The sequence below is a fragment of the Niallia sp. Man26 genome (assembly GCF_022049065.2).
Classification (GTDB): Bacteria; Bacillota; Bacilli; order Bacillales; family Cytobacillaceae; genus Niallia.
Genome location: NZ_CP095743.1, coordinates 3,318,894 through 3,344,545, shown reverse-complemented (window position 1 = coordinate 3,344,545; position 25,652 = coordinate 3,318,894). Strand labels below are relative to the sequence as shown.

20 protein-coding genes are annotated in these 25,652 nt (G+C 36.8%); 19 read left to right on the top strand and 1 reads right to left on the bottom strand.

Annotation, left to right across the window (positions count from 1 at the left end; genetic code table 11):
* Window positions 1-233: 233 nt before the first annotated feature.
* The 10 genes from L8T27_RS16840 (at window position 234) to fliT (ending at window position 12,726) form a co-directional block, all read left to right on the top strand.
* Window positions 234-1,304: a glycosyltransferase family 2 protein gene (locus L8T27_RS16840; protein ID WP_237941929.1), complete on the top strand. Its 1,071-nt coding sequence runs from the start codon at window positions 234-236 to the stop codon at window positions 1,302-1,304.
* Window positions 1,305-1,933: 629 nt separating this feature from the next.
* Entirely contained in the window at window positions 1,934-2,746 is an 813-nt protein-coding gene (locus L8T27_RS16835; RefSeq protein ID WP_237941928.1) for a flagellin N-terminal helical domain-containing protein, read from the top strand.
* 424 nt (window positions 2,747-3,170) lie between these two features.
* Window positions 3,171-3,986: a flagellin N-terminal helical domain-containing protein gene (locus L8T27_RS16830; RefSeq protein WP_237941927.1), complete on the top strand. Its 816-nt coding sequence runs from the start codon at window positions 3,171-3,173 to the stop codon at window positions 3,984-3,986.
* A 94-nt stretch (window positions 3,987-4,080) separates the two neighbouring features.
* Entirely contained in the window at window positions 4,081-5,997 is a 1,917-nt protein-coding gene (locus L8T27_RS16825; protein ID WP_237941926.1) for a glycosyltransferase, read from the top strand.
* Window positions 5,998-6,025: 28 nt separating this feature from the next.
* Window positions 6,026-8,635 (top strand): CDP-glycerol glycerophosphotransferase family protein, encoded by a 2,610-nt coding sequence (locus L8T27_RS16820; RefSeq protein ID WP_237941925.1) that lies wholly within the window; start codon window positions 6,026-6,028, stop codon window positions 8,633-8,635.
* Between the two features lie 16 nt (window positions 8,636-8,651).
* Window positions 8,652-9,707, top strand: coding sequence for a glycosyltransferase family 2 protein (locus L8T27_RS16815; RefSeq protein ID WP_237941924.1), 1,056 nt, complete (start codon window positions 8,652-8,654; stop codon window positions 9,705-9,707).
* A gap of 118 nt (window positions 9,708-9,825) precedes the next feature.
* Complete coding sequence (gene flaG / locus L8T27_RS16810; RefSeq protein ID WP_237941923.1) at window positions 9,826-10,194, top strand: flagellar protein FlaG; 369 nt, start codon at window positions 9,826-9,828, stop codon at window positions 10,192-10,194.
* 247 nt (window positions 10,195-10,441) lie between these two features.
* Window positions 10,442-11,974: a flagellar hook-associated protein 2 gene (locus L8T27_RS16805; protein WP_237941922.1), complete on the top strand. Its 1,533-nt coding sequence runs from the start codon at window positions 10,442-10,444 to the stop codon at window positions 11,972-11,974.
* Window positions 11,975-11,989: 15 nt separating this feature from the next.
* Entirely contained in the window at window positions 11,990-12,391 is a 402-nt protein-coding gene (gene fliS / locus L8T27_RS16800) for a flagellar export chaperone FliS (protein ID WP_233318433.1), read from the top strand.
* On the top strand, window positions 12,391-12,726 hold the full coding sequence (gene fliT / locus L8T27_RS16795) for a flagellar protein FliT (protein ID WP_237941921.1): 336 nt from the start codon (window positions 12,391-12,393) through the stop codon (window positions 12,724-12,726). Before fliS ends, fliT begins: the two co-directional genes overlap by 1 nt.
* 47 nt (window positions 12,727-12,773) lie before the next feature.
* On the opposite strand, the gene L8T27_RS16790 is transcribed toward fliT, so the two are convergent.
* On the bottom strand, window positions 12,774-13,940 hold the full coding sequence (locus L8T27_RS16790; protein WP_233318437.1) for a glucose-1-phosphate adenylyltransferase: 1,167 nt from the start codon (window positions 13,938-13,940) through the stop codon (window positions 12,774-12,776).
* A gap of 799 nt (window positions 13,941-14,739) precedes the next feature.
* Between L8T27_RS16790 and hpf the strand changes: the two genes are divergently transcribed.
* The 9 genes from hpf to L8T27_RS16745 all read left to right on the top strand — a co-directional run bounded on the left by hpf (window position 14,740) and on the right by L8T27_RS16745 (window position 25,426).
* The gene (hpf, locus tag L8T27_RS16785; protein ID WP_233318439.1) at window positions 14,740-15,291 is read left to right on the top strand and encodes a ribosome hibernation-promoting factor, HPF/YfiA family; all 552 of its coding nucleotides are present in this window, start codon (window positions 14,740-14,742) and stop codon (window positions 15,289-15,291) included.
* Window positions 15,292-15,538: 247 nt separating this feature from the next.
* Window positions 15,539-15,871 (top strand): bh protein, encoded by a 333-nt coding sequence (locus L8T27_RS16780; protein ID WP_233318440.1) that lies wholly within the window; start codon window positions 15,539-15,541, stop codon window positions 15,869-15,871.
* A 328-nt stretch (window positions 15,872-16,199) separates the two neighbouring features.
* The gene (secA, locus tag L8T27_RS16775) at window positions 16,200-18,716 is read left to right on the top strand and encodes a preprotein translocase subunit SecA (protein ID WP_233318442.1); all 2,517 of its coding nucleotides are present in this window, start codon (window positions 16,200-16,202) and stop codon (window positions 18,714-18,716) included.
* A gap of 229 nt (window positions 18,717-18,945) precedes the next feature.
* A protein-coding gene (gene prfB, locus L8T27_RS16770; protein ID WP_233318444.1) for a peptide chain release factor 2 occupies window positions 18,946-20,056 on the top strand; the annotation gives its coding sequence in 2 pieces (ribosomal slippage) (window positions 18,946-19,017 and window positions 19,019-20,056; 1,110 coding nt in all).
* 325 nt (window positions 20,057-20,381) lie between these two features.
* Window positions 20,382-21,371, top strand: a complete 990-nt coding sequence (locus tag L8T27_RS16765; protein WP_233318453.1) for a glycosyltransferase family 2 protein — start codon at window positions 20,382-20,384, stop codon at window positions 21,369-21,371.
* Complete coding sequence (locus L8T27_RS16760) at window positions 21,371-21,799, top strand: GtrA family protein (RefSeq protein WP_233318455.1); 429 nt, start codon at window positions 21,371-21,373, stop codon at window positions 21,797-21,799. The genes L8T27_RS16765 and L8T27_RS16760 overlap by 1 nt, the downstream gene beginning before the upstream one ends.
* A complete protein-coding gene (locus L8T27_RS16755) occupies window positions 21,796-23,490 on the top strand; it encodes a DUF6044 family protein (protein ID WP_237941920.1) in 1,695 nt (564 codons plus the stop codon). Before L8T27_RS16760 ends, L8T27_RS16755 begins: the two co-directional genes overlap by 4 nt.
* A gap of 65 nt (window positions 23,491-23,555) precedes the next feature.
* The gene (gene bacA / locus L8T27_RS16750; protein WP_237941919.1) at window positions 23,556-24,353 is read left to right on the top strand and encodes an undecaprenyl-diphosphate phosphatase; all 798 of its coding nucleotides are present in this window, start codon (window positions 23,556-23,558) and stop codon (window positions 24,351-24,353) included.
* 248 nt (window positions 24,354-24,601) lie between these two features.
* A complete protein-coding gene (locus L8T27_RS16745) occupies window positions 24,602-25,426 on the top strand; it encodes a YitT family protein (RefSeq protein ID WP_245399891.1) in 825 nt (274 codons plus the stop codon).
* Window positions 25,427-25,652 lie beyond the last annotated feature (226 nt).

Below are 25,652 nucleotides of genomic sequence, written 5' to 3'. Positions count from 1 at the left end.
GGAGCTCTTTTTTCTAAATCTATCTGTAAACACAGGTGATAAGGAGATTTCTGGTTACAGAATTTACCTTTTTTCTATCATTTTCCAAATAAATTCCAGGAGCCACCTACTAAACTACTACTGCTTACAGTGAATCCTATATTGCCTGTAATATGATGCTAGAGGGAAAGGTTTAATGTTTACTTAGTAATAAAAAGAAAATTTATAACAAATTGATTGAGGGTGTAAAATATATGAGTTTAAGTAATCCTAAAGTAAGTGTCATAATACCACTGTACAATGTCATTGACCTGATAGAAGAGACGATGCAATCACTGTTAAAACAAACACTGAATGAAGTTGAATATATATTTATAGATGACGAATCATCGGATGGTACATATGAGAGAGCTCTAGACTATGAGCAAAAGCATTTAAATATTAAAGTGATTCGACAAGCATCTAATATGGGAGTATCGGCAGCCAGAAATAAGGGGATAAAGGAAGCGAACGGCGACTATGTATTTTTCATGGATAGCGATGACCTTTTATTAGAAAACTCTATTGAAACACTCTATTATGCAGCCATCACTAATGATGCCGATTTAGTAACTGGTGTTCATGCTTCTTTTACAGATGGTGTTGTTGCTTCAGCAGACATGTTTACACAATTCCCAAGGTTACAAGTAGAAGGAGAAAAAATTCTTCATGAGAACACAGAGCTATTCTACTTGATATACTGTTGGGGTAAACTATTTAAACGGGAATTGGTAAAGAACATAACCTTTCCTGAGGGTGTAAATTATTTCGAGGATCAACCTTTTATTGTTAATGCATATATAAACGCCTCAAAAATCTATTCTGTACCCAGCGTGACTTACTATCACAGAAAAAGGTCAGGTGTTAGCCAATCTTTAACTCAACTTATCCAAACTAATTTATATAAACATATGGATGATTTAATAGAAGCAATTGAACTGTCTACTACATACATAACTAAGAAAAAAATCGGGGAAGAATGCCTGAAATTACTTATTGGCTATCTTAATAGAGTACTCTTATGGAACGTTTGGTATATACTAAGCTCCGCTATCGGTAGCAAAAATTCTGACGTTACTATTTATTGCCTAACTAAAATAAATAACTGGGTTACTACTGTAGAAGATAATATAGTCCTCCATACACAAGGATTCCAAGTAATTATGCAGGAGGCTAACAAATATTCCTCACTTTTAGATGCCAATTCAATGAAGCAGCTAGTAAACTTAATGAGGAATATACTAGGTAAAATGGAAGCGGCAAAAAGACAAACTACTAACTATTAAAAGGAGAGTGATGATTTCCTTTTTTATCTTACTTGGAAAAGTTAGAAGTACTCTTTATATTAGCCTTATTCAGTTCCACTTGTTTTACACTAGATTGAATTAAATTAGACGGGCTATGAAAAATATTTAATCTTCATTATCACGATAATTATTATCATGATTTCTATACTGAATTAAATTATTTGATTGGTTAGTGGTTAGTTCAAAAACAAAAGAATAGGATTCTCAAGTAAACAAACAGCCATAGGCTGATTTCAATTGCTAAATTAATTTGTTGTCATAATTTTCATAAAGAGGATAACCTAGTTTAGGTAGTCCTTTTTTTGTTGTTTATTCTATATGTTCTCTATTGGTAAACTCCTTTTCTCACTAGTTAGGATTCATATTGAAAAAAATCCTATAACGATTGGATAGTTACTTATTATTTATCATTATATTTTTAAGGTAAGAGGAAGGGTTTCCTAAGCACAATAGCGTTGTTTTTGTGGAATAATCTACCGGTTAACTAAGAAGTTGTCCTCCCGATAAATATAGTAGAGAGGGGAAGGGCTGCAGAACTTCTTCAATCTATAAAAAACATTAATCGTTCACAAGGATGTGGACACTAAATTCAAGGAGGAAATTTTACAATGAGAATCAATCATAATATCGCTGCATTAAACACATACCGTCAATTGAGCTCCGCAAGTACTGCTCAATCTAAATCAATGGAGAAATTGTCTTCAGGTCAACGTATTAACCGTGCTGGAGATGACGCTGCTGGTCTAGCAATCTCTGAAAAAATGCGTGGACAGATCCGCGGTTTGGATCAAGCATCTCGTAACTCACAAGATGGTATCTCTCTAATCCAAACAGCTGAAGGTGCATTGAACGAAACACATGCAATTCTTCAACGTATGCGTGAACTAGCTGTTCAAGGTGGTAACGATACAAACACTACTGATGACAGAGCACAAATTAAAACAGAAATAGACCAATTAACAAAAGAAATTGATCGTATTGCTGATACAACAGAATTTAACACGCAAAACCTACTAGGTGGAAGTTTCTCCGCGACACTACAAGTAGGAGCTAATGATGGACAAACTATCAACTTTACAATCAGCGCAATGGATGCTGATGGTCTAGGGATATCAGGAACAATTAGTGTAGGAACAAACGCGCAAGCAAGTGCTTCTATCTCTAAATTAGATGAAGCAATTAAAACTGTTTCAACACAACGTTCAAACCTTGGAGCATTACAAAATCGCCTAGAGCACACAATCAACAACTTGGATACATCATCTGAGAACTTGACGGCTGCAGAATCTCGTGTACGTGACGTAGACATGGCGAAAGAAATGATGAACCAAACAAAGAACTCTATCCTTGCTCAAGCAGCTCAATCAATGCTTGCTCAAGCAAACCAACAGCCACAAGGTGTACTACAATTACTGCAATAATTTTATTAGATAGAGGATTGTCGATATTTGACAGTCCTCTTTTTGTAGTTTATAAAAACGTTTGATAAGCTGAAATTTTTCCTTATTTTTGTATGAAAAACAATGTATATGTAAACAATAAAAATAAAGAATTTTTATACTAAGATTTAATCTCTTTGTGTATGCTCCTCCTTGCTTTTTCAAGATAGTTGTTATTCCTTTTCTGAATGGTGAGCAAAATGAAATTTCATTTATATGCTTTTATAATTAATTCTACAGGCAGGAATTGCTGAGAATTAATTATAAAAAAACATCATAAAAAAAGTTAAACAAAAAACTGTCTGTCCGATATATAAAGTAGAGCGGGGAAGACAAATTCTCCCTGACTTTAAAAATAGAATGTTCACAAGGATGTGGACACTAAATTCAAGGAGGAAGCTTTACAATGAGAATTAATCACAATATCGCTGCATTAAACACATACCGTCAATTGAGTTCTGCAACAACTGCTCAATCTAAATCAATGGAGAAATTGTCTTCAGGTCAACGTATCAACCGTGCTGGTGACGATGCTGCTGGTCTAGCAATCTCTGAAAAAATGCGTGGACAAATTCGCGGTTTGGATCAAGCATCTCGTAACTCACAAGATGGTATCTCTCTAATCCAAACAGCTGAAGGTGCATTGAATGAAACACATGCAATTCTTCAACGTATGCGTGAGCTAGCTGTACAAGGTGGTAACGATACAAATACTACTGATGACAGAACTCAAATTCAAACAGAACTAAACCAATTAATGTCTGAAGTTGACCGTATTGCTAATACAACTGAGTTCAACACACAAAACCTATTAAAAGGTTCATTCTCTGCAACACTACAAGTAGGAGCTAATGATGGACAAACTATCAACTTCTCTATTAGTGGAATGGGTGCAGCTAGCCTTGGTCTTACAGCTGCTAATATTTCAGTAGGAAGTAACCTGCTTGCAAGTGGCACAATTTCAACATTAGATGCTGCAATTAAAACAGTTTCTACACAACGTTCAAACCTAGGTGCATTGCAAAACCGCCTAGAGCACACAATCAACAACTTGGATACATCTTCTGAGAACTTGACTGCTGCAGAATCTCGTGTACGTGACGTAGATATGGCGAAAGAAATGATGAACCAAACGAAAAACTCTATTCTTGCTCAAGCAGCTCAATCAATGCTTGCTCAAGCAAACCAACAGCCACAAGGCGTACTTCAATTACTTCAATAATAAAATACTTTAGTAGTACTATCGAAATATCGTGCTTCGTTTTATTAAAGCACGATATTTTTATTAGCATTACTAATTATCAGGAGGAATTAGCGTGGATATAAAAGTATCATTATGTATGATTGTAAAAAATGAAGAAAATGTACTGGATCGCTGCTTATCGTCAGTCGCACATTTAGTTGATGAAGTGATTATTGTAGATACAGGGTCAACAGACAAAACAAAGGAGATTGCAAGTAAATATACATCCAAATTATTTGATTTTGAATGGATTAACGATTTCTCTGCTGCAAGGAATTATGCGGCTAAACAGGCAACTAGTGACTGGATTTTAGTACTTGACGCAGATGAATTTATTGATGAGGAAAATTATCATGAATTTATTAATGGTTTAAAAGAAGATAATGGCCAATTTGACACATATGGCGTGAAAATAATAAACTTTACCGGTTTGTATGGGGAGAAACTAATTCAGAATTATCATGATCGTGTGTATAAGAATAACGGTGAAATTGCCTATTATCGTGCTATTCATGAACAATTAAAAGGTGTTGACGGTCAATCTCTGAACGGAAGTATAGCGAGGCTTTCAGTATTTCACTCTGGGTACATGAATCAGACTGTAGCAGAGAAAGGAAAGAATGAACGTAATAAAGATCTTCTTGATAAAGAAATGCTGGAAAGTAATAATGCATTTGATTATTTCAATTTAGGAAATGAATATTATTCACAAGGACAATATGAAGAGGCATTAAAAGCATATACAAATGCTTACAACTTAAAGAGCAGCTATCAATTATCTTGGGTGGCTTCTACTGTTATCCAGATAATCAGCGTGTTAATACAGTTAAAGAGATATAATGATGCAGTTAATGTTATCAATGACTCCATAGAACTATACCCAGGCTCATTCGAAATGATTTTCCTAAAAGGTGAGATTTGTTATGTTAGAGGACAATATGATGATGCTAAGTATTATTTTGAAGAGATTATTAACAATAGTGAAAGGTATAATCATACTATTTTGAGGCCAGATTTGAAAGACCAAATGCCGCACAGAAGGCTTGGGGATATATACAATTATGAGAAAGTATATGACAAAGCCATTTACCACTATATGAACGTACTGAATATTAATAAGTTAGATAGTGATTGTATAAGAAAGATTATCTACATTTTAAATAAATTCCATACTGAAGATGAAATTATACAATTTATTGAAAGAAATGACCTAATTAATATAAATAATTTAGCTTCTTATATGTCTGGGTGTTTTGATATAGGGAAACCAAATATTATTCAGCCGTTTCTAAAATATAATATTGAGGATAAACTGTTAGAAAAAATATACAAACTTAAAAATTACTGTTTAACGGGAACAGGAAATCTAGCAGAGTTTAATGATATATTAAATCCAAAAGTAGTTGAGAGTCTAAATAATAAACAAATGCTAAATATTATTGATTTATACTTATTAAGAGGTAGGCTTTTAGAGGGAAATCAATCACCTTTGCTTGTTGCTGCCTTTGAAGAAGACGAGCACATAAGTATGTTGGTTGAATTATTAAATAATTTAACAGTCGAAAAATTAGTTGAACCGGAATTATTCCTAGGTTCCCTCCAAATTCTTATGAACTATAAAAAATATGATTTGGCATCCAAATTAATAAATAATAAACATTTACTAACAGAATCTGCACTAGCGAAGGCAGCAGCTATTCTTTATGAAAATGATTTTAAAGGGGAGGGCCTTCAATTATATAATGCTTGTGACTGGGATGTTTATACTGAACAAGATTTCTTAAATATAATAAATGGTCTATTTGAGACTGGAAATGATCAAAATGCTATTGAATTCACGAAATATGCTAATTTGTTGTTTGAGAATGATTTCAGATTCTATAAAATCTTACTGGAAAACCCAATTGATGATCACCTGTTTAACGCTACCGTGAAAAAAGCATTAGAGACTTTTAAAGGAAGCATTTATATGGAAAAGTATCTATTATAGAAAAGGATTATTCAAAAGGGGTTAAAGAATGATAATTGATATCGTATTAGTGTATGCTGCTGGCCGCGGCGGTTTAGAAGATGTTATAGCTACAGTCAGCTCAGAGTTGACTAAAAAAGGGCATAGGGTAAGATTTTTTCAATCTTATCCTTCCCAAAATCCAGACTGGGAACAGAGTCTGCCTGAATATTACTATTATGGAGAAATGGGAAATTTTGAAAGTGAGACCATTCCAACATTGTCCAAAGGCTATGCTAATAAATTGAAAGAGGCAGGGAAGCCAGATATTGTCCTTGCAACACATGCACCTAGCTTAAGTTTTATATGCCGATCTGCAATTGCAAGCGTAAAGGGAAAAATGGCTCCAGTACTTTCGTGGCTTCATGGTCCACCAGAATATTACGGAAATGAAACTATGTTAAGGTATAGTGAAGGTCATCTGGCTATCTCCTCACAAATCGGAGATAGTATCAGTAAAAGTATATTTGAAGGGCAACCTATTTATAATGTAGGCAACCCTGTCATTCGCAACGAGTTTAAGACAATAAAAAGAAGTGAAGGAAAAAAGCTGGAGCTTCTTTATGTTGGTAGGCTCGATCAGCATCAGAAAAGGTTGGATATTCTTTTTAAAGGTCTAGAACTTCTGGAAACTGATTGGAGGCTTCATTGTATAGGTGAAGGCCCCGATGGAGAGAAAATCAGAAAATTAGCAGATGAACTGGGAATAAAGGATCGAATATTGTTTCATGGCTGGCAGGAAGACCCTTGGAATGTTGCAGAAGAAGTAACTGCACTTGTTATGAGCTCAGACTATGAGGGCCTCCCGCTTGTTCTTATGGAAGCACTTGGAAGAGGGATGCCTGTTATTTCGACAAATTGCAGTGGTGCATCAGATATTATTAATGATGGAGAAAACGGTTGGATTTATCCAATTGGAGACTTCCGTGCTCTTGCTGATATCCTTCAAAAAATCGGGGAAAATCAGAGCATTTTGCCTTCTGTTGAAACATGTAAGGCAAGTGTTCAAAAGTTCCATTATCTAAGGGTTGTTGAAAATATTGAGTTGATATTGCAATACCATCAAAAGCTGTTCCTACAGCAATCTAATAATAGGGTATCTCACATAATAAAAGATAATTCTTATTGGAAATCCCAAGTGGTTAATAATATTCTTGATTCTGTAATTAATGGGGTTGAATATTTAGGAACAACAAGGGAGACTGTTGTGCAGGAAAAACTTGCAGGATATTTCTCACAAGACTTTTTGGAACTTCTCCAGCAGGATGACCAAGTAGAAGGTAATACAGAAAAAGTGACAGCATACGTATGTTATCCTAAAGTTGATTTAATTGATTATTCTTTCATGAAGGCTAAGGTAAGTTTTCTGTTAGTTAATGAAATTTATAATGGAAATATTTCCGTTAAAGAAAAGCTTCATTATTCTGCAAGGCTTTACAATGAAAATGGCAACTGGAAGATTTCAGATCTTATCTTAGCAGATGATTACCCAAGTGAATCGCTTCCAAAAAAAGAACGAAAACAAAAGGTGCTCCTAGTAACTACTGCTAACAGCAGTTCTTCTAATACAGCTGCATTATATAAAAATATGCCTAAACACATATTAGATAGTTTTGAAGTGGAAATCGCAGAGCAAAGACTGGCAGATGAGTATTATCAAAAGGTCCTTGCTGCAGACATTCTTGTTTTGACAGAAGCAAATGTAATCTTTGATAAAGAACAATATACATTAAATCAAACTGTAATTGATTTATGGCATGGATTTCCTCTAAAGGCAATGGGACATGCAGATAAAAATGAGGCAGATCGAAATGCTGTTACAGAAAGATGGAGCAATATTGACTATGTATGTTCGTACTCTGATAAGTTCAGTGAAATGATGACAAAATGCTTTAAAGTTGATCCTGAAATATTTCATATTACAGGAATGCCTCGAAATGATTTATTAATAAAATCCTATCATGAAAAGGATAATTCAATTCTGAGAAAATTGTTCCATATTGAAACAGAGGGTAAAAAGTTTATCATGTTTATGCCAACTTATAGAAAAGTAACATTTAACAACAGGCAGGATACAACTTTAAACAGGAGTCATTTCTTTGGATTTGAGAAATTTAACTCCGAAGAGTTTACTGCGTTTTTGGAAAAAAATAATTTAGAATTGATTGTCAAGTTTCATCCAGTTGAAGAACAGTATATGCTGAAAAATGGGATTGAACTAGGGAATCATGTTCATTTGTTGACACATGAAATGCTGACACAAAACAATCTGGATATGTATGATATTTTAGGAAAGTTTGATTTGCTTTTGACAGATTATTCTTCTGTATACTTTGACTATTTGTTAATTGATAAACCAATCATTTTTCTTCCTATTGACGTAGAGCAGTATAAGACAACAAGAGGATTTATTTTAGGTGATTATGATATGTGGACACCAGGAGCTAAAGCAACGACACAGCAACAACTACAGGATGAAGTTCTAACAAACTTAAAAGATAGTGAGAAGTTTGCTGCAGAGAGAGCGAAGGTACGAAATATTGTTCATTATTATCAAGACGATGTTTCTTCGTTCAGAGTTTGGGAGTTCATAAAGCAAAGGGCTATTTCTATCAATTGAAAGATTTAGGTACAACATGAAAATATCATTAGCATTGATTGTCAAAAACGAAGAAAACTCAGTAAAAAAGTGCATACTAAATGCAAAAAAAATAGTGGATGAAATTGTAGTAGTAGATACAGGGTCTACCGATAGTACATTAAAGATCTTAAAGGAGAATTCCAACTTAAAGCTTTTTGAATTTCTATGGGAAAATGATTTCTCAAAAGCCCGTAATTATGCGATCGACCAATGTACAGGCGATTATATACTAGTATTGGACGCAGACGAGTATATAACATTCGGCAAAAGAAATGAACTGGAAAAAGTCATGAAGCAAAATCAAATCGGCAGAATTAAAATTGTCAGCAAGTTCAAGAAAGATGGAGAGGAGTTCGAAGCAAGCTCCTATATATCCAGATTTTTTCCGAATTCTGTCCGCTATAAGGGAGCGATCCACGAGCAGCTGGATTCAACCCTCCCAAGAGTGGATATGAAGCTGACTGTTTCTCACAGCGGTTATTTCGATAAGGATAAAAGTGCAAGAAATATTCCTATCCTGCTTCAGGAACTTGAGAAACATCCAAACGATGCTTATTTCCATTATCAACTTGGAAAAGAGTACCGGTTAAGCAAGTCTTTTAATAAATCTTGGGACCATCTGCAGAAGGCATATGAGCTAGTGAAACAGCATGATGCTTTCTATAACCAACTTATATTAGAGCTGTTACAGACAGGGAAAGAGCTTGTCAACAAAGAAACAATCATTGTCATTCGTGAAAATGAACAAAGCTTAAACAATGTCACTGATTTTCACTTTTATAAGGGACTTTTCTATTTGGATTATTGTTTAAACAATTTAAATGAAGCTATTCACTTACTTCCAAAAATAGAGGCCAGCTTTACAGCATGTCTGAATATCAGCAAGAAGAAGCATACAGAATATTTAAGCGGAACAGGCAGCTTTTTGGCACTGTATAACTTAGGTGTTTATCATGAGGCAATCGGCAGCATCGTGAAGGCGAAAAGATATTATATGGAGTCTGCAAGACTTGGCTATGAACCTGCCAAGATAAGACTTGCAGCAATTTAATTAATTCAGGTAAGGCAGTTCGGCAAATAAATCCGAACTGCCTTTTTCATTGTATTAAAAGCGGAAAAAAGCAGCCGATATAACAGAAGTAGTATATATTTTTTAGGGGGAAATGCCAATGATAGAAAAGTATACTTCAAATAGCGTCTATACAGCTCAGCAACACAAGAATAATGAGAATAGTGTGACAAAAGTGAGCGAACCACCTGTTAATCCGCTCATAGAGGAGAATAAGCCTGTTGATCCTGCAAGCAAGGAAAAAGAGAGAAAAGATCTGGAAAGCTTGATTAACAGCATGAATGAATTTATTCAGCCTGCACACACATCTCTTAAATTCCAGCTTCACGATAAGTTGGAAGAGTACTATGTACAAGTCATTAATGATGACACAAAAGAGGTAATCAGAGAAATACCCTCAGAAAAAATGCTCGATATATATGCTGCGATGAAAGAGTATTTGGGCTTAATGGTAGACGAGAAAATTTGATTCATACTAATGACAGCAGCTCTTTGTTTTAATAGGCAAGGCTGCTGTCATCCCTAAAAAAGCATAGGCATATCCTCTTAACTAGCTCTTTCTCCTAGCAGATTCAATATAGGTAAAAAGTAAGATATCTCAATAAAATGTTAAAGGCTGAAAAAGACTCGCCGATAATAATAGTAATCAATGATTATATTTAAAAAAAGCGTCAGCTTTATTAGTTTAAATATAAAAAAAGTACGAGGTGAGGAATTTGGTTTTAAGAATAGGCGGACTCGCAAGCGGCATGGATATAGACTCCTTAGTAGAACAGCTAATGACTGCGGAAAGAGTACCTTTAGACAAATTAAATCAAAAGAAAACATATACAGAGTGGCAGCGAGACGACTATCGCGAAATGAACACCTTGTTGCTGTCATTGGATACATTGTTATCTGATGGATTGCAAAAACAATCAACATTTATTAAGAAAACAATCAATTCATCTAATTCAGATGCATTGTCTGTTAAGAACGTAACATCTACGACTGATTTTTCGGGATCAATACAAATAGATAAGCTTGCAACGGCTGCGCAAATGAAAAGTAGTACGGTTGATGCAAATGGAGAAGAAAAAGCAAGTTCTACACAGCTATCTGATTATAGTTCAACAAAAACGCTTGGATCTTATGGTATAACTGGTACTAAAATCACAATATCCGCAATTGATGCAAATGGTGTTATGTCTAGTAAGGATATAACTATAGATCCGACAAAAGATACAATGGATAGTCTCGTGTCAAAAATAAATCAACAATCAGGTGTCACAGCCTTTTATGATCCTGCATCAAATCAATTTTCCTTAACAGCCAAAAACACAGGGGGAATTGCTGATGGTCCTGAGATTTCTCTAAGTTCAGATGATAGTAATCTTTTTACAATGCTAAATCTTCCTTCGAACAATGAGACTGCTACAGGAACTTTAGGCACAAACGCTAAATTCACATACAACGGAATCGAAACAGAAAGATCATCAAACACCTTCCGAATCAACGGTGTAGAACTAACACTCAAACAAGTAACAGAAGCCGGCAAGCCGATAACATTCTCATCAACAGCTGATGTTGATTCTATTTACGACTCCGTTAAAGGCTTCGTTGACAAATACAACGAAATAATCGAAAAAATCAGCGATAAAATCGGTGAGACGAAGTACAGAGATTATACTCCTTTGACTGATGCTCAAAAGGAAGAGATGACAGAGGATGAGATTAAGAAGTGGGAAGAGAAGGCGAAGAGCGGGACATTAAAGAATGATCAGATTCTTTCTAATGTGTTGAATAGAATGCGTTCTAGTCTTGGTTCTATCGTAAACACAGGCGGTGCTTTCTCTAGACTTTCTGATATTGGCATCACAACGACTAACAACTATTTAGAAGGCGGTAAGCTTGTAATCGATGAAGACAAGCTAAAGGAAGCAATTACGGCCGATCCTAATAGTGTTTATAAGCTATTCCAAAACAGCAGTGCTACTGGTACAGCTGATCAAGGGTTTGCACAGAAGGTCAGAGCCAACTTGAAAGTAGCGATGGACGACATCAAGACGAAGGCTGGTTCATCTTCAAGTGTTAATAACACATTTACATTAGGAAAACTGTTGAATCAATACAGTTCAAGAATTTCAGATTTTGAAGATAGATTAACGACAATTGAAAATAGATACTGGGCAAGATTTACGGCAATGGAGACAGCTATCAATAAAGCGAACAGCCAGTCTGGTTATTTGACAAGCATGTTCAGCCAATAAAAAGGAGTAATATAAATGGCAACTACTAATCCGTATCAATCATACAAACAGAATTCAGTTAATACAGCTTCACCAGGCGAGTTAACGCTTATGCTTTATAATGGCTGCCTGAAATTCATCGGTTTAGCCAAAAATGCCATCCAAAATAATGATATTGCGACGAGAAACTTAAATATTCAAAAGGCGCAGAACATTATCCAAGAACTGATGGTGACATTGAATATGGAAATTCCAATTTCTAAAAACTTTATGTCTTTATATGATTTCATGAACCGTCAGCTGATTAAAGCTAATATTGTGAGTGACATCAAAATTCTGGAGGATGTAGAATTTCTGTTGACAGAATTCCGAGATACATGGAAAGAGGCTATCCAGATTAACCGTCAAAAACAATATGCTTCTGGCGGGCAAGTTTAATGGAAGCAATCAAGCAATGCTATGCAGTTACTGCAGAGCTGATTGACCACTTAAAGGGTGAACCAGAAAAGGATACTGATAAAATCAATAACCTTCTTAATAAAAGGCAGGCGACGCTTACGCTTTTGAAAACACCTAAAACAGAAGTGGAGAAGAAGCTGGGTCAAGCCCTTCTTCAGCAGGATAAGGAGCTGTTAGGGCTCCTTGAAGCGGAAAAGAAAAACATTCAGCAAGATATTAAAGAATTAAAGCATAAAAAAGCTTCTAATCAGAAGTATGTCAATCCGTATCAGTCTCTGCAAACAGATGGCATTTATTATGATAAAAGAAAATAACATCACAAAAACCATTCACTTTTTTAAGTGAATGGTTTTTATTTTATTTAGATCACTCTCGAAAGCTCATGATGCTTCTTATCATTAACGACATTTTCACCGATCAAGGCGATGGGATCGTAGGGCTTGCTCGATTTAATGACAGAATAGGCATCGATTTCTACATTGGATGAAACGACTGCGCGTTCAACAACTGCATTTTCCCCAACAACTGCTCCTGGCAGAAGTACAGAGTCTTTAATGACAGCGCCTTTCCCAATCGTTACTCCATGGAAGATGACAGAGTTTTCTACTGTTCCGTAGATTTCACATGCTTCGCTGATTAATGAATGCTTCACAGCTGAAGAGTCATCAAGATATACTGGCGGATGGGATTGTTCTACAGTGTAGACATTCCATTCCTTATCTTTTAAGAAGATATTGGATTCTTTTTCAAGCAGATCCATATTGGCTTCCCAGTAGCTGTCGATTGTGCCGACATCTTTCCAGTAGCCTTTGAATTGGTATGCGTGGAGTTTTAAATTGTCATGCAGCATTGCGGGGATAATGTCTTTTCCAAAATCCTTGCAGCTGTCTTGATTGTTTTCTTCTTTTTCCAAGTAAGCTTTGAGGGTTTTCCATTTGAAGATGTATACACCCATAGAAGCTAGGTTTGACTTTGGATCTTCTGGCTTTTCTTCGAATTCACTGATACGATTGCCTGAAGATTCTGTATTCATGATACCGAAACGGCTTGCTTCTTCCCACGGTACTTCTGTAACAGAAATCGTTGCATCAGCATTTGTCTCGATATGCTGTTTCAGCATTAGATCATAATCCATTTTATAGATATGGTCGCCAGAAATAATCAAAACATGCTCTGGGTCATACTGTTCAATGAAGGGAGTGTTCTGATAAATGGCATGTGCAGTTCCTTCATACCAGCGTTCTTCCGTATCGCATTGGTACGGAGGCAGGATGGAAAGACCGCCGTCTCTTCTGTTAAGATCCCATTCTTTTCCATCTCCAATATAATTTTGCAATACATGAGGCTGGTATTGTGTCAGCACGCCAACTGTATCAATGCCAGAATTCCGGCAATTGCTTAAAGTGAAGTCGATGATTCGGTATTTTCCACCGAACGGTACTGCTGGTTTCGCTAGATGATCTGTCAGTTTCTTTAATCTCGTTCCTCTTCCACCGGCTAAAAGCATGGCGATACATTGTTTTTTCATGATAACCCTCCTGTATTCGTTTTCAGATTGATGTTTAGATGAAGTATTATAAGCGGTCATCTTCCCATAATTTGTAGTAGTACTCATGCTCTTCTTCAGCTTCAATGCTGTTATGCTGTTCCTCTGGAAGTTCAGTTAATACTTTCATGTTGTTCAATGTTGTTTTCCTCCTTGGCCATTCATATAGACGTAATTCTATTAGATTTTAATTACTTTAACAATTAAAATAATTAGATGTTTTCTGTCAACTACCGACAAAATTCGAATATTTATTTATATTTTGAAGAGGTACAGTTCTTTTTTTTGAGAAGTTATTGGCTTGTTTCATGTAGTTTTTAATTACCCCAGCTATTTTTTTTTAAAACCAAGTTATATCAAAAAAATTGTAAAAGATTGTTCTAAAATAGAATTTAGTCCAAAAGCAGGATACGAAAAGCTAGTAAAGACTATGTTTATTTATGGAGAAGAACATGTCCGCCATGCTTGCGTCTGCTTGAAATGAAAAAGTGTGAATAAAAAAAGGGATATTTAGAAAAATGGCAGTTGCTATATTGATAAAGATTCTCTTGAAAAATTTGTCTAAAAAAGCAGATGAAAAATTTGCCGTAAACTTTTTTAAAAAAACAGCCAGTTTTTTATTTGTTCACAAATTTGTCGAATTTTCTAAAAGTTTTTGCAGGAATGTGGAAGGGTAAACGAGAAATATAATGTATAGTCAAAAAGTTCATTACTCGCATAGTTTTAAAGCTGCGAGGGGAACAATAAGACTTGCACTGGAATACAAAAGGAGGAGTAACTTATGAATTTCAACATTAGAGGAGAAAACATTGAGGTAACTCCAGCAATAAGAGAATATGTAGAAAAGAAAATCTCTAAATTGGAAAGATATTTTTCCGAGACGCCAGATGCAAATGTCAATGTGAATTTAAAAACCTACAATGATAAGACTGCAAAGGTGGAAGTAACAATACCGATGTCCCAGCTTGTGCTTAGAGCAGAAGAAGATCACTTGGACATGTATGCAGCAATTGATTTGATTGTTGATAAATTGGAACGTCAAATCAGAAAACATAAAACGAAAGTGAACCGCAAGCAGCGTGAAAAAGGCAATCTGAACACTTTATTCGGTGCAGATGAGCCTAGTGCAGCAGCACTTCAGGAAGAAGAGGACGAGATGGAAATTGTCCGCCAGAAGCGTTTTAATTTAAAACCGATGGACAGTGAGGAAGCCATTTTACAAATGGATCTTCTTGGTCACAGCTTCTTTGTTTACACTGATGCGGAAACTAACTCAACAAATATCGTTTATAAAAGAAAAGACGGCAAGTACGGGCTTATTGAAGCAAAATAAACGTATAGCAGCAAGAAGGAAACCTGCAGGATATAACTGCAGGTTTTTTCTGTTTAAATACGAAGCTTTTTTTAAAATCGCAGTATTTTGCGATAATATTATGGCAATTACTTGAATACTCCTGCAATCAAGAGGAGTGTTTGATATAATGAGCGAAAGTATTATAGATAAATATTAGATAATAAGTGTGGGTCCAGAATATCTTCTTACTAGGTGTCAATTTCATTTTCAAGGGGTGTGAGCGGCAATGAAAAGGTCTGTAATGGAAGCAAACTTGTTTTGTACACACTGCAATAATGAAAGTCTTCATGATGTTGTTTATATAAATGAAGAAATAACGAGCGTCAAATGTCATTCCTGTTTATATGAAGCAGGCATGAAGGTTAATATCATGAGGGAATTCTACAAGGAACTGTTTGAGCATATCGCAACAAAGCCGAGTAGAATTACTGAAGAATATAAACAGGATTTGAGCCGATTTATCGCTAGACTCCCAATAAGGGTGATCAGCAAGCCATACCGGTTCATGCGCTACTTAAATGAATCGAGAAAGGTTATGAAGTACTATAAAAAATGTTGATTTTCTTAATATAATGAATTTTGCTTTTAGGACAAAGTCATATTTATAACCCCTTCTAGTCTATTCCATCTTTCCTTCAGACGAAAGTTGTCACTCTATTGCGGAAATGGTAATATATATAGGAAAATACTAGTGCAGCTACATATATTTAATGGTATCCTTTTTATAGGGTGTTTACAAAACAGTCACTTCATTTTCATGAGATTTTAATGAACAATGAATATGCTATAGTTGCTTAAATAAACTAGCTTTTATGCTATTGATATAATAACCAAATGATAGTTTTTAAATAGAATCTCTCATTACAATAATAAAGGAGCGTTTTTTAATGCTTGGTATTTTAAATAAGGTTTTTGATCAGAATAAGCGCGATATAAAGAAACTTACAAAGATTGCAGAAAAGGTAGAGCTTTTGGCGAGTGAAACGGCAGCATTAAGCGATGAGCAGCTAAAAGCAAAAACAGAAGAGTTTAAAGCGCGCTACCAAAAAGGTGAAACGCTCGATGATATGCTTGTTGAGGCTTTTGCAGTTGTGAGGGAAGCTGCAAAACGTGTGCTTGGATTATACCCGTATCCTGTACAGTTAATGGGGGGAGCTTCCCTTCATGACGGAAACATCTCTGAGATGAAGACAGGGGAAGGTAAAACTTTAACTGCGACAATGCCTGTTTACTTGAATGCACTTTCCGGCAAAGGCGTTCATGTTGTAACAGTCAATGAATACTTGGCGTCACGTGATGCTGCTGAGATGGGACAGCTGTATGAGTTTCTTGGCTTAACTGTCGGCTTGAACTTAAACGGTTTATCAAGAGATGAAAAGCAGGCAGCATATAATGCTGATATTACGTATGGAACAAATAATGAATTCGGCTTTGATTATCTTCGCGATAACATGGTCCTTTACAATGAGCAAAAGGTTCAAAAACCTTTATACTATGCTGTTATCGATGAAGTTGACTCCATTCTGATAGATGAAGCGAGAACACCGTTGATTATCTCCGGATCTGCTCAGAAGTCGACACAGCTGTATGTGCGGGCAAATGTTTTTGTGAGCAGTCTAAAGGTAGAGAAAGACTATACTTACGATGAAAAAACGAAGGGTGTTCAGCTTACAGAAGAAGGGATGAGCAAGGCAGAGCGAGTTTTCCAAATTGAAAACCTGTTTGATGTCAGCAATGTAGCAATTAACCACCATATCACACAAGCCCTTAAAGCACATGCGAGCATGCATAAGGATGTTGATTATGTTGTGCAGGACGGCGAAATTGTCATCGTTGACCAATTCACAGGCCGTCTTATGAAGGGCCGCCGATACAGTGACGGACTTCACCAGGCGATTGAAGCTAAGGAAAATCTTGAAATCCAGAATGAAAGCATGACACTTGCGACAATCACATTCCAAAACTACTTCCGCATGTATGAAAAGCTTGCCGGGATGACTGGTACTGCAAAAACTGAGGAAGAGGAATTCCGCAATATTTATAATATGAGTGTTGTTGTCATCCCTACAAACAGAGATATCATCCGTGATGACCGCGCTGATTTGATATATGCAACAATGGACGGCAAGTTCAGAGCTGTTGTGGAGGATATTGCAGAAAGACATAAAAATGGACAGCCTGTTCTAGTCGGTACAGTTGCGATTGAGACATCTGAAATCATCTCGAAGTATCTTTCTAAAAAAGGCATTCCTCATAACGTCTTGAATGCGAAGAACCATGAAAGAGAAGCGGAAATCATCGCCACTGCCGGTGAAAAGGGCGCTGTTACAATCGCAACTAACATGGCAGGACGCGGTACGGACATTAAATTAGGAGAAGGAATCAAGGATGTCGGCGGTTTGGCTGTAATCGGTACAGAACGCCATGAAAGCCGACGGATTGACAACCAGCTGCGTGGACGTTCCGGACGTCAAGGGGATCCTGGTGTTACTCAATTCTACCTTTCTATGGAAGATGAATTGATGCGACGTTTCGGATCTGACGGAATGAAGGCAATGATGTCAAAACTAGGCATGGATGATTCCCAGCCTATCCAAAGTAAAATGGTTTCAAGGGCTGTTGAATCAGCTCAAAAACGAGTGGAAGGAAACAACTTCGACTCACGGAAACAGCTTCTTCAATATGATGATGTACTACGCCAGCAAAGGGAAATTATCTATGCACAGCGTAATGAAGTGCTGACAAGTGAAAATCTTCGTACCATTGTAGAAGCGATGATTAAATCATCCTTAGAACGCCATGTGGCGGCACATACACCGGACAGTGAAGATCAGGAAAACTGGGATCTGCAGGCAGTCCTTGATTATGCCAACGGAAATCTGCTTCAAGAAGGTGAATTGGAGCTAAATGATATTCGCGGCAAAGATGGCGATGAAATCGTTGAAACAATCATGGAAAAGGTATTGCGCCACTATGATGAGAAAGAAGAGAAGCTTACAACAGAACAAATGCGAGAATTCGAAAAAGTTATCGTGCTCCGTGCTGTTGACAGCAAATGGATTGACCATATCGACCAAATGGATCAGCTGCGTCAAGGTATCCATCTTCGTGCATATGGACAAATCGATCCGCTTCGCGAGTACCAATCAGAAGGATTTGCGATGTTTGAACAAATGGTCTTATCCATTGAAGAGGATGTTGCTAAGTACATCATGAAAGCGGAAATCCGTGAAAACCTTCAAAGGGAAGAAGTAATGAAGGGACAAGCAGTTAATCCGAAAGAAGAGGGCGAAAAGAAGCCAAAGAAAAAGCCGGTTATGAAAAAGCTTGATGTTGGCCGAAACGCTCCTTGTTTCTGCGGCAGCGGCAAAAAGTATAAAAATTGCCACGGAGCTAATTTATAATAAATGAAAGGACCTGCCTCTCCTGTTGCTTTGAGGCAGGTCTTTCTTAGTCAAAGGAATTGTATATCTTCATGAAGATTGGAAATGCTTGAATACAGAGTCAAGTTTAAGCAAAACACCTTTCGGAAAGGAAAGCATGCAATTTTTCTTGAAAAGCCATATAATACTAGAAGGAAGCAGCAAGTGTATGCTGTTTTGAACTATAATTTTTAAAAAGGGTGACAGATAAATGGAATTAGCAGATATTCGCAACGAATTAGAGAAGATAAATGTAACACTAGAAAACTTTAGGGGGTCTCTTTGACTTAGATAACAAAGAGGCACGAATTGCTCATTTGGAAGATGAAATGCTGCATCCTGACTTCTGGAATGACCAGCAGGCGGCACAGACAGTTATCTCTGAAAGCAATGGTTTAAAAGACCAGGTTAATGAATTTTATAAGCTGACAGAAACATTTGAAAACCTGGAACTTACTTATGAATTGGTTAAAGAAGAAGATGACGCTGAATTGCGCAGTGAATTGGAAGAAGAACTGGTTGATTTAGTGAGTAGCTTAAGCCAGTTTGAGCTGAATTTGCTGTTAAGTGAGCCTTATGATAAAAACAATGCTATTTTAGAGCTGCACCCAGGTGCAGGCGGAACAGAATCACAAGACTGGGGCAGTATGCTTTTGCGCATGTACACACGCTGGGCAGAGAAAAGAGGCTTCAAAGTGGAAACTTTGGATTATCTGCCAGGTGATGAAGCTGGGATTAAAAGTGTAACGTTAGCGATTAAAGGTCATAATGCTTTCGGTTATTTAAAAGCAGAAAAAGGTGTACACAGACTTGTCCGCATCTCGCCATTTGACTCATCTGGACGCCGCCATACGAGCTTCGTATCTTGTGAAGTTATGCCAGAATTCAATGATGAGATTGAAATTGAAATCCGTACAGAGGATTTGAAGGTTGATACGTACCGAGCAAGCGGTGCTGGTGGACAGCATATTAATACAACAGACTCCGCTGTTCGTATTACACATATCCCGACAGGAGTAGTCGTGTCTTGTCAAACAGAGCGCTCTCAGATTAAAAACAGGGAGACTGCTATGAAAATGCTAAAAGCAAAGCTATACCAGAAAAAGATCGAAGAACAGGAAGAGAAGCTTGCAGAAATTCGCGGCGAGCAAAAGGATATCGGTTGGGGCAGCCAAATTCGTTCCTACGTATTCCATCCATACTCTCTTGTCAAAGATCACCGTACAAACACAGAAGTAGGTAACACACAATCCGTTATGGACGGAGACATCGACCTCTTCATAAATGCATACTTGCGTTCAAAGCTAAGCATTGCAGAATAACATTTACGCCATCACAACAAGTGATGGCGTTTTTTGTGTTTAAGAATACTCGCAATAGGTAATTAATTATGAAGTGATTATTTAATTTTGGTAAAGTTTTGCCAAGTATGCATTTGGGCAAGGAATTGTAACGTATAATTTTTTTAAGTCATTATGTTGGTAAGGAGGGCATGAAGTTGCCGTGAAAATATTCCAAATTCTTAATTAATTTACTTTTTAAGGGAAAAATGAAACTTTTTGCTGTAAATTTCGTTTATAGGTATATTAATGGAATTATTTAGAGATTCTTATAGTAATTGGTTATTTTAAGAAAAGAGGTTATGAAATGAAAGAGGCTGTATTAACGATTGCTGTTCCTTGTTATAACGAAGAGGAAGTATTCGAGCATACATATTTTCAACTAAAAAAGGTACTTACTTCCCTAATTTCCGAAGGTCTTGTAAGTTCCAAGAGCCAATTGCTCTTCATCGATGATGGGAGCAAGGATTCCACATGGGAAAAAATCGAGAGTGCGACACATTTTGATAAGCTTGTAAGCGGGTTAAAACTGTCGCGAAACTTCGGTCACCAGCGGGCATTGCTTGCAGGGCTTGAGGAAGCTGTTCAATTTTCTGATTGCGTTATTAGCATTGACGCAGATTTGCAGGATGATACTAGTGTGATTAGAGAATTTGTGCTGAAGTACTTGAGCGGCTGTGAAATTGTGTATGGTGTGAGAAGCAAAAGGGAAACAGATACCTTTTTCAAACGAAGTACAGCACAAGGCTTTTACCGCCTGATGGAGAAAATGGGATTATCGCTAGTATATAACCATGCCGATTATCGTCTGTTAAGCAAAAGGGCGCTGATAGAGATGCTTAAGTTCAAGGAATCTAATCTGTTTTTAAGAGGGGTAGTTCCCTTGCTTGGTTTTAAGACGGCGAAGGTATACTATGAGCGCAAAGCCCGAGAGGCTGGAGAATCAAAATACCCAATTGCAAAAATGCTTGCATTTGCTTTAGACGGTATCACATCCTTCAGTGTTAAACCGATTCGCTTTATCACTTTAATAGGTTTTTTATCGTCTATTATCAGCATAATGGCAGGAGGCTATGTGCTTGTGCAAAAAATCATCGGTGAAACAGAATCTGGATGGGCGTCCTTAATGATTTCTCTATGGCTGATTGGTGGCCTTTTATTGATGAGCATTGGTCTCATAGGGGAGTATATCGGAAAAATTTACGAGGAAGTTAAACAGCGTCCACGTTATATCATCGAGGATAATTTGTGCAGAAACAAACAAGCTAATGCTGTTAAATCGAAGGTGCATGTGTAATGCTGCGCTCTTCTTTCATACGGTTTTTGCTCGTTGGGCTGATTAACACAGCAGTTGGGCTATCGATTATGTATGCCTGTCTGCTGCTGTTCCATTTCAGCTATTGGAGCTCAACCTTTATCGGCAACTTAGTAGGTGCAGCTGTAAGCTATATGCTTAATAAAAATCTTACCTTTCAAAGTAATGCTAGATTCGTAGGAAGCAGTATTCGGTTTGCTATTGTTATACTGGCATCCTATTTCATTTCCTATAAGCTAGGATTGGTGCTAGTGGAGGAAACCGTTGGTAAATCACCGCTGCTTGTGGAATATGTAGAAGTGATAGCGGTCCTTTTTGGAAGCGGAATGTACACGATTTTAAATTATTTTGGGCAGAAGTATCTTGTGTTTTCACCTAAATATCAACAAGTTCCTGGGAGTGTTAAATGATTAACGTAACAGAAAAAAGTAAGCAGGAAAAATTCTTCCTAGCAGTGGCATTATTAATTGTTTTTTTATGGGTATTACCCTATTTTATCCTGAACGGACAGGCGCATATGCGTATGCATGATAATCTTGATTCTAATCTCGGCTGGTATGAAGTCCTGAAAAACAGTGGCAATATGTTTGCTCCTGTCAATACACCAATGGAGCAGATAATGAACGGTGAGTTTTCTCGGGATACGTACTATTCCGAATACTATGGGATGGTATTTCTTTTCAACATATTGCCGCCTGTAGTCGCATATGGATTGAGTCAGGCGATTACCCGTTTTTTTGCCTTTTTAGGAATGTATCTTCTCCTGAAAAAACATGTATTTAAAAATTCAAATCCATACTTAATTACAATCGGTGCAGCGTTGACTTTCGCACTAACGCCTTACTGGCCATCAGGTATGCTGAGCATACTCGGAATGCCGTTAGCATTATGGAGCTTCCTTAATATTAGGAAGGGAGAGCGCAATTGGAAGAACTATTTAGTGCTGACACTTCTGCCGGTTTTCTCCACCTTTGTAATCGGCTTTTTTTACTTTCTAACATTTGTCGGTTTACTATGGTTGTACGATCTCTTTAAAACGAAGAAATGGAATTTCGTTTTCTTATTATCCATCGTATATATGCTAGCAATCTATTTAGTTATTGATTATCGATTAGTTATCTCTATGATAGCACCTGCTTCTAGTGAGTTAACAAACAGAGATGTCTTTTATCAGTCCAAGCTTGATATATTCCAGACATTGCGTCTTCTTGTAAAGAACTATGTGATTAGCCATAATCAAGACAGGACCATCTCCCAATTCATTATTATGCCGCTCACTATTCTTTGTTTAATATGGGTGCTTATGAAAAAGCAGGCGAAAGACAACCGGTTATTCCTTTTCTTGCATATACTAAACCTCGTCCTATCTACTTGGTATGCATTTTGGTTTTTTGAAGGATGGCAGCCGCTGAAGGAGCGTGTCAGCCTTTTGACAAGCTTTAACTTCGGGCGATTCCATTACTTGCGGCCAATGATTATTTATGTGCTTTTTGCTTTGTCACTGAAAATGATTTGGGACAAAGGTGGGCGCTTAAAATATGTAGTGTATGCATTAATTGCTGCACAGCTGTTTGTATTAATACCTAACAATGAAGAAATCAAATATAAAAATCAGCCAAGCTATGCGCAATATTTTGCGGAAGATGAGTTTAAAGAAATAAAGGAATACATAAACAAGCCATTGGACTCTTTCAGAGTTGTAAGTATAGGGATGCACCCTAATGTTGCCCAGTACAATGGCTTTTATACCCTTGATTCATATAGCAATATTTATCCATTAAGCTATAAAGAAGAATTCAGGAAAATCATTGAGCCTGAGCTTAACAAGAATAAGGCGCTAAGGGAATATTATGATTACTGGGGCGGACGCTGTTACATATTTGTTGACGAGCTCGGTAAAAAATATCAGTTTTCTAAGCATTCTAAAAAAAGTATTAAGAATTTAAGCTTAAATACAAATCAGCTGCAAAAAATGGGCGGTCAATATATCTTATCAGCACTGCCAATTGAAAATGCAAAAGATAATAATTTAACGTTTGAGAAATCATTTGAAACAAAAACAGGCTATTGGAAGATATATCTTTATGAAGTGAATGGATAAGCATCCATTCACTTTTTTAGTATAAATAGTTGATCGCAAAAATATATATATATCTGGAGGTGTTTATGGAGATATTAACGGCTATTATCATGGGTATAGTAGAAGGATTGACGGAGTTCGCTCCTGTATCGTCAACAGGTCATTTAATTTTAGCAGGTCATCTGTTGGACTTTACAGGCAGCAGTGCTAAAACCTTTGAAATTATTATTCAGCTTGGCAGCATTCTTGCCGTGATTTTTGTATTTTGGAAAAGGATTTTAAGCATATTAGGATTGGAGAGGTTTCAGGACTCTGAAAGTATAGGAACGCTCAGCTTTTTTCACATAGCAGTCGGCATTATTCCCTTCGGTGTTGGTGGTGTGCTGCTTTATGATTTCATTAAAGATGTACTTTTTCGTCCAGCGACAGTGGTTATTACCTTAATTATTGGAGGGTTGCTGATGCTGGCAGCTGAAAAGTTCAAACCAACTGCAACGGCGAAAACACTCGATCAAGTTACATACAGACAAGCATTGACTGTTGGTTTTTTTCAATGCTTTGCATTAGTGCCGGGTTTTTCCCGTTCTGGAGCAACCCTTTCAGGCGGATTGCTTGCTGGAATGAATCATAAAACAGCCTCAGAATTTACATTTATTATGGCAGTTCCTATTATGTTTGCCGCATCAGCAAAGGATTTGCTTGAAAGCTGGAACAGTTTAGGAGTACAGGACATTCCCGTATTTGCAGCAGGCTTTGTGACAGCATTTATGGTCGCGCTGATTGCTATTAAATTCTTCCTGCGCTTAATTAATAAAATTAGATTGGTGCCTTTTGCTTTTTATCGTTTTGGACTGGCCATTGTATTTTGGATTTTTATTTTATAAGGTTACTAGTTTTAAAAAGCTATCCTAGCAAAACAAGGATAGCTTTTTTTACTTCTCGCAGCCTTTACAAGCAACCTTTTTATCCCTTTACCACGCTAATTAGTCACCATTTACACCCCTGTGTTTGAATGATATACTCTCTGCTTGGGAAAACCTATAGAGAGCATTTTTCATAGAATTTACATACTGCTAATGCTCGCTGAAATTTACCATAAAAAAGAATTTATCATTCGAAGAGGTGTCGCATTTTGCGGGAATATATTTATGTATTAATCGGGTCTGCTATTGTAGCATTATCATTTAACTTGTTTTTATTGCCTAATAATATAGCTTCAGGCGGTGTCAGCGGCATAAGCACCATCACTGCCAGCTTGTTTCATTGGGAGCCGGCTTTTGTACAATGGGCATTTAATATCCCTTTGTTTATTGCAGGAGTGATTTTGCTTGGAAAAAACTTTGGGATAAAAACACTTGTCGGCACTTTGTTTTTACCATTTGTCGTTTTTTTGTCAAAAGACATGGAGCCTTGGACAACCCAGCCACTGCTTGCTGCATTATATGGCGGTATCGGAATCGGCCTTGGAATTGGAATTGTTTTTAAAGGTAAAGCATCAACAGGCGGGACAGACCTTGCTGCGCAAATTATCACTAAATATACCGGTATGTCATTAGGGAAAAGTGTTGCCTTAATCGATGGAGTAATTGTCATCACAGCTGCGGCTGTATTTAGTATTGAACAAGGTTTATATGCATTGCTTGCTCTGTTTGTTACAAGCAAAACGATTGATATTGTTCAAGTTGGATTCGGAAGCAGCAAAATGGCGTTGATTATAACAGACAAGCAAGAGGAAGTAAGAGAAGGAATTTTGACAAAAATCGACAGAGGCGTCACAAAGCTTACTGCTCACGGAGGATACACTGATTTTGAGCGTCCTATATTAATGTGTGTCGTTGATCAAGCTCAATTCACTAAGTTGAAGCTTCTTGTTCAAACAATCGATCCTTCTGCATTCGTTATTGTCATGGATGCATCTGAGGTGCATGGAAGAGGATTCAGCGCGAAAAAAGCATAAGAAGCAACCGCCCATTTTTTGAAAAGGGCGGTTTTTTTATTAATTATGTTGAGCTTCTGTAAGATTTGTAACAGAAGCTAAAAATGTAACCGTTTTATAAATAATGTCGAAGTGTAATGAATGGAAATTATTATGAAAATAATTCCATAAAACGTAATTATTTTTAGGTATATAAGCCTAATTTAATGAAAAAAATAAAAAAAAAAGGGGAATATGGTCGAATTGT

Bases quoted from the DNA above. Each gene is read 5' to 3' on its own strand.
- L8T27_RS16840 (WP_237941929.1), top strand. From the start codon at position 234: ATGAGTTTAAGTAATCCTAAAGTAAGTGTCATAATACCACTGTACAAT.
- L8T27_RS16835 (WP_237941928.1), top strand. From the start codon at position 1,934: ATGAGAATCAATCATAATATCGCTGCATTAAACACATACCGTCAATTG.
- L8T27_RS16830 (WP_237941927.1), top strand. From the start codon at position 3,171: ATGAGAATTAATCACAATATCGCTGCATTAAACACATACCGTCAATTG.
- L8T27_RS16820 (WP_237941925.1), top strand. From the start codon at position 6,026: ATGATAATTGATATCGTATTAGTGTATGCTGCTGGCCGCGGCGGTTTA.
- L8T27_RS16815 (WP_237941924.1), top strand. From the start codon at position 8,652: ATGAAAATATCATTAGCATTGATTGTCAAAAACGAAGAAAACTCAGTA.
- flaG (WP_237941923.1), top strand. From the start codon at position 9,826: ATGATAGAAAAGTATACTTCAAATAGCGTCTATACAGCTCAGCAACAC.
- fliS (WP_233318433.1), top strand. From the start codon at position 11,990: ATGGCAACTACTAATCCGTATCAATCATACAAACAGAATTCAGTTAAT.
- fliT (WP_237941921.1), top strand. From the start codon at position 12,391: ATGGAAGCAATCAAGCAATGCTATGCAGTTACTGCAGAGCTGATTGAC.
- L8T27_RS16790 (WP_233318437.1), bottom strand. From the start codon at position 13,940: ATGAAAAAACAATGTATCGCCATGCTTTTAGCCGGTGGAAGAGGAACG.
- hpf (WP_233318439.1), top strand. From the start codon at position 14,740: ATGAATTTCAACATTAGAGGAGAAAACATTGAGGTAACTCCAGCAATA.
- L8T27_RS16780 (WP_233318440.1), top strand. From the start codon at position 15,539: ATGAAAAGGTCTGTAATGGAAGCAAACTTGTTTTGTACACACTGCAAT.
- secA (WP_233318442.1), top strand. From the start codon at position 16,200: ATGCTTGGTATTTTAAATAAGGTTTTTGATCAGAATAAGCGCGATATA.
- L8T27_RS16765 (WP_233318453.1), top strand. From the start codon at position 20,382: ATGAAAGAGGCTGTATTAACGATTGCTGTTCCTTGTTATAACGAAGAG.
- L8T27_RS16760 (WP_233318455.1), top strand. From the start codon at position 21,371: ATGCTGCGCTCTTCTTTCATACGGTTTTTGCTCGTTGGGCTGATTAAC.
- L8T27_RS16755 (WP_237941920.1), top strand. From the start codon at position 21,796: ATGATTAACGTAACAGAAAAAAGTAAGCAGGAAAAATTCTTCCTAGCA.
- bacA (WP_237941919.1), top strand. From the start codon at position 23,556: ATGGAGATATTAACGGCTATTATCATGGGTATAGTAGAAGGATTGACG.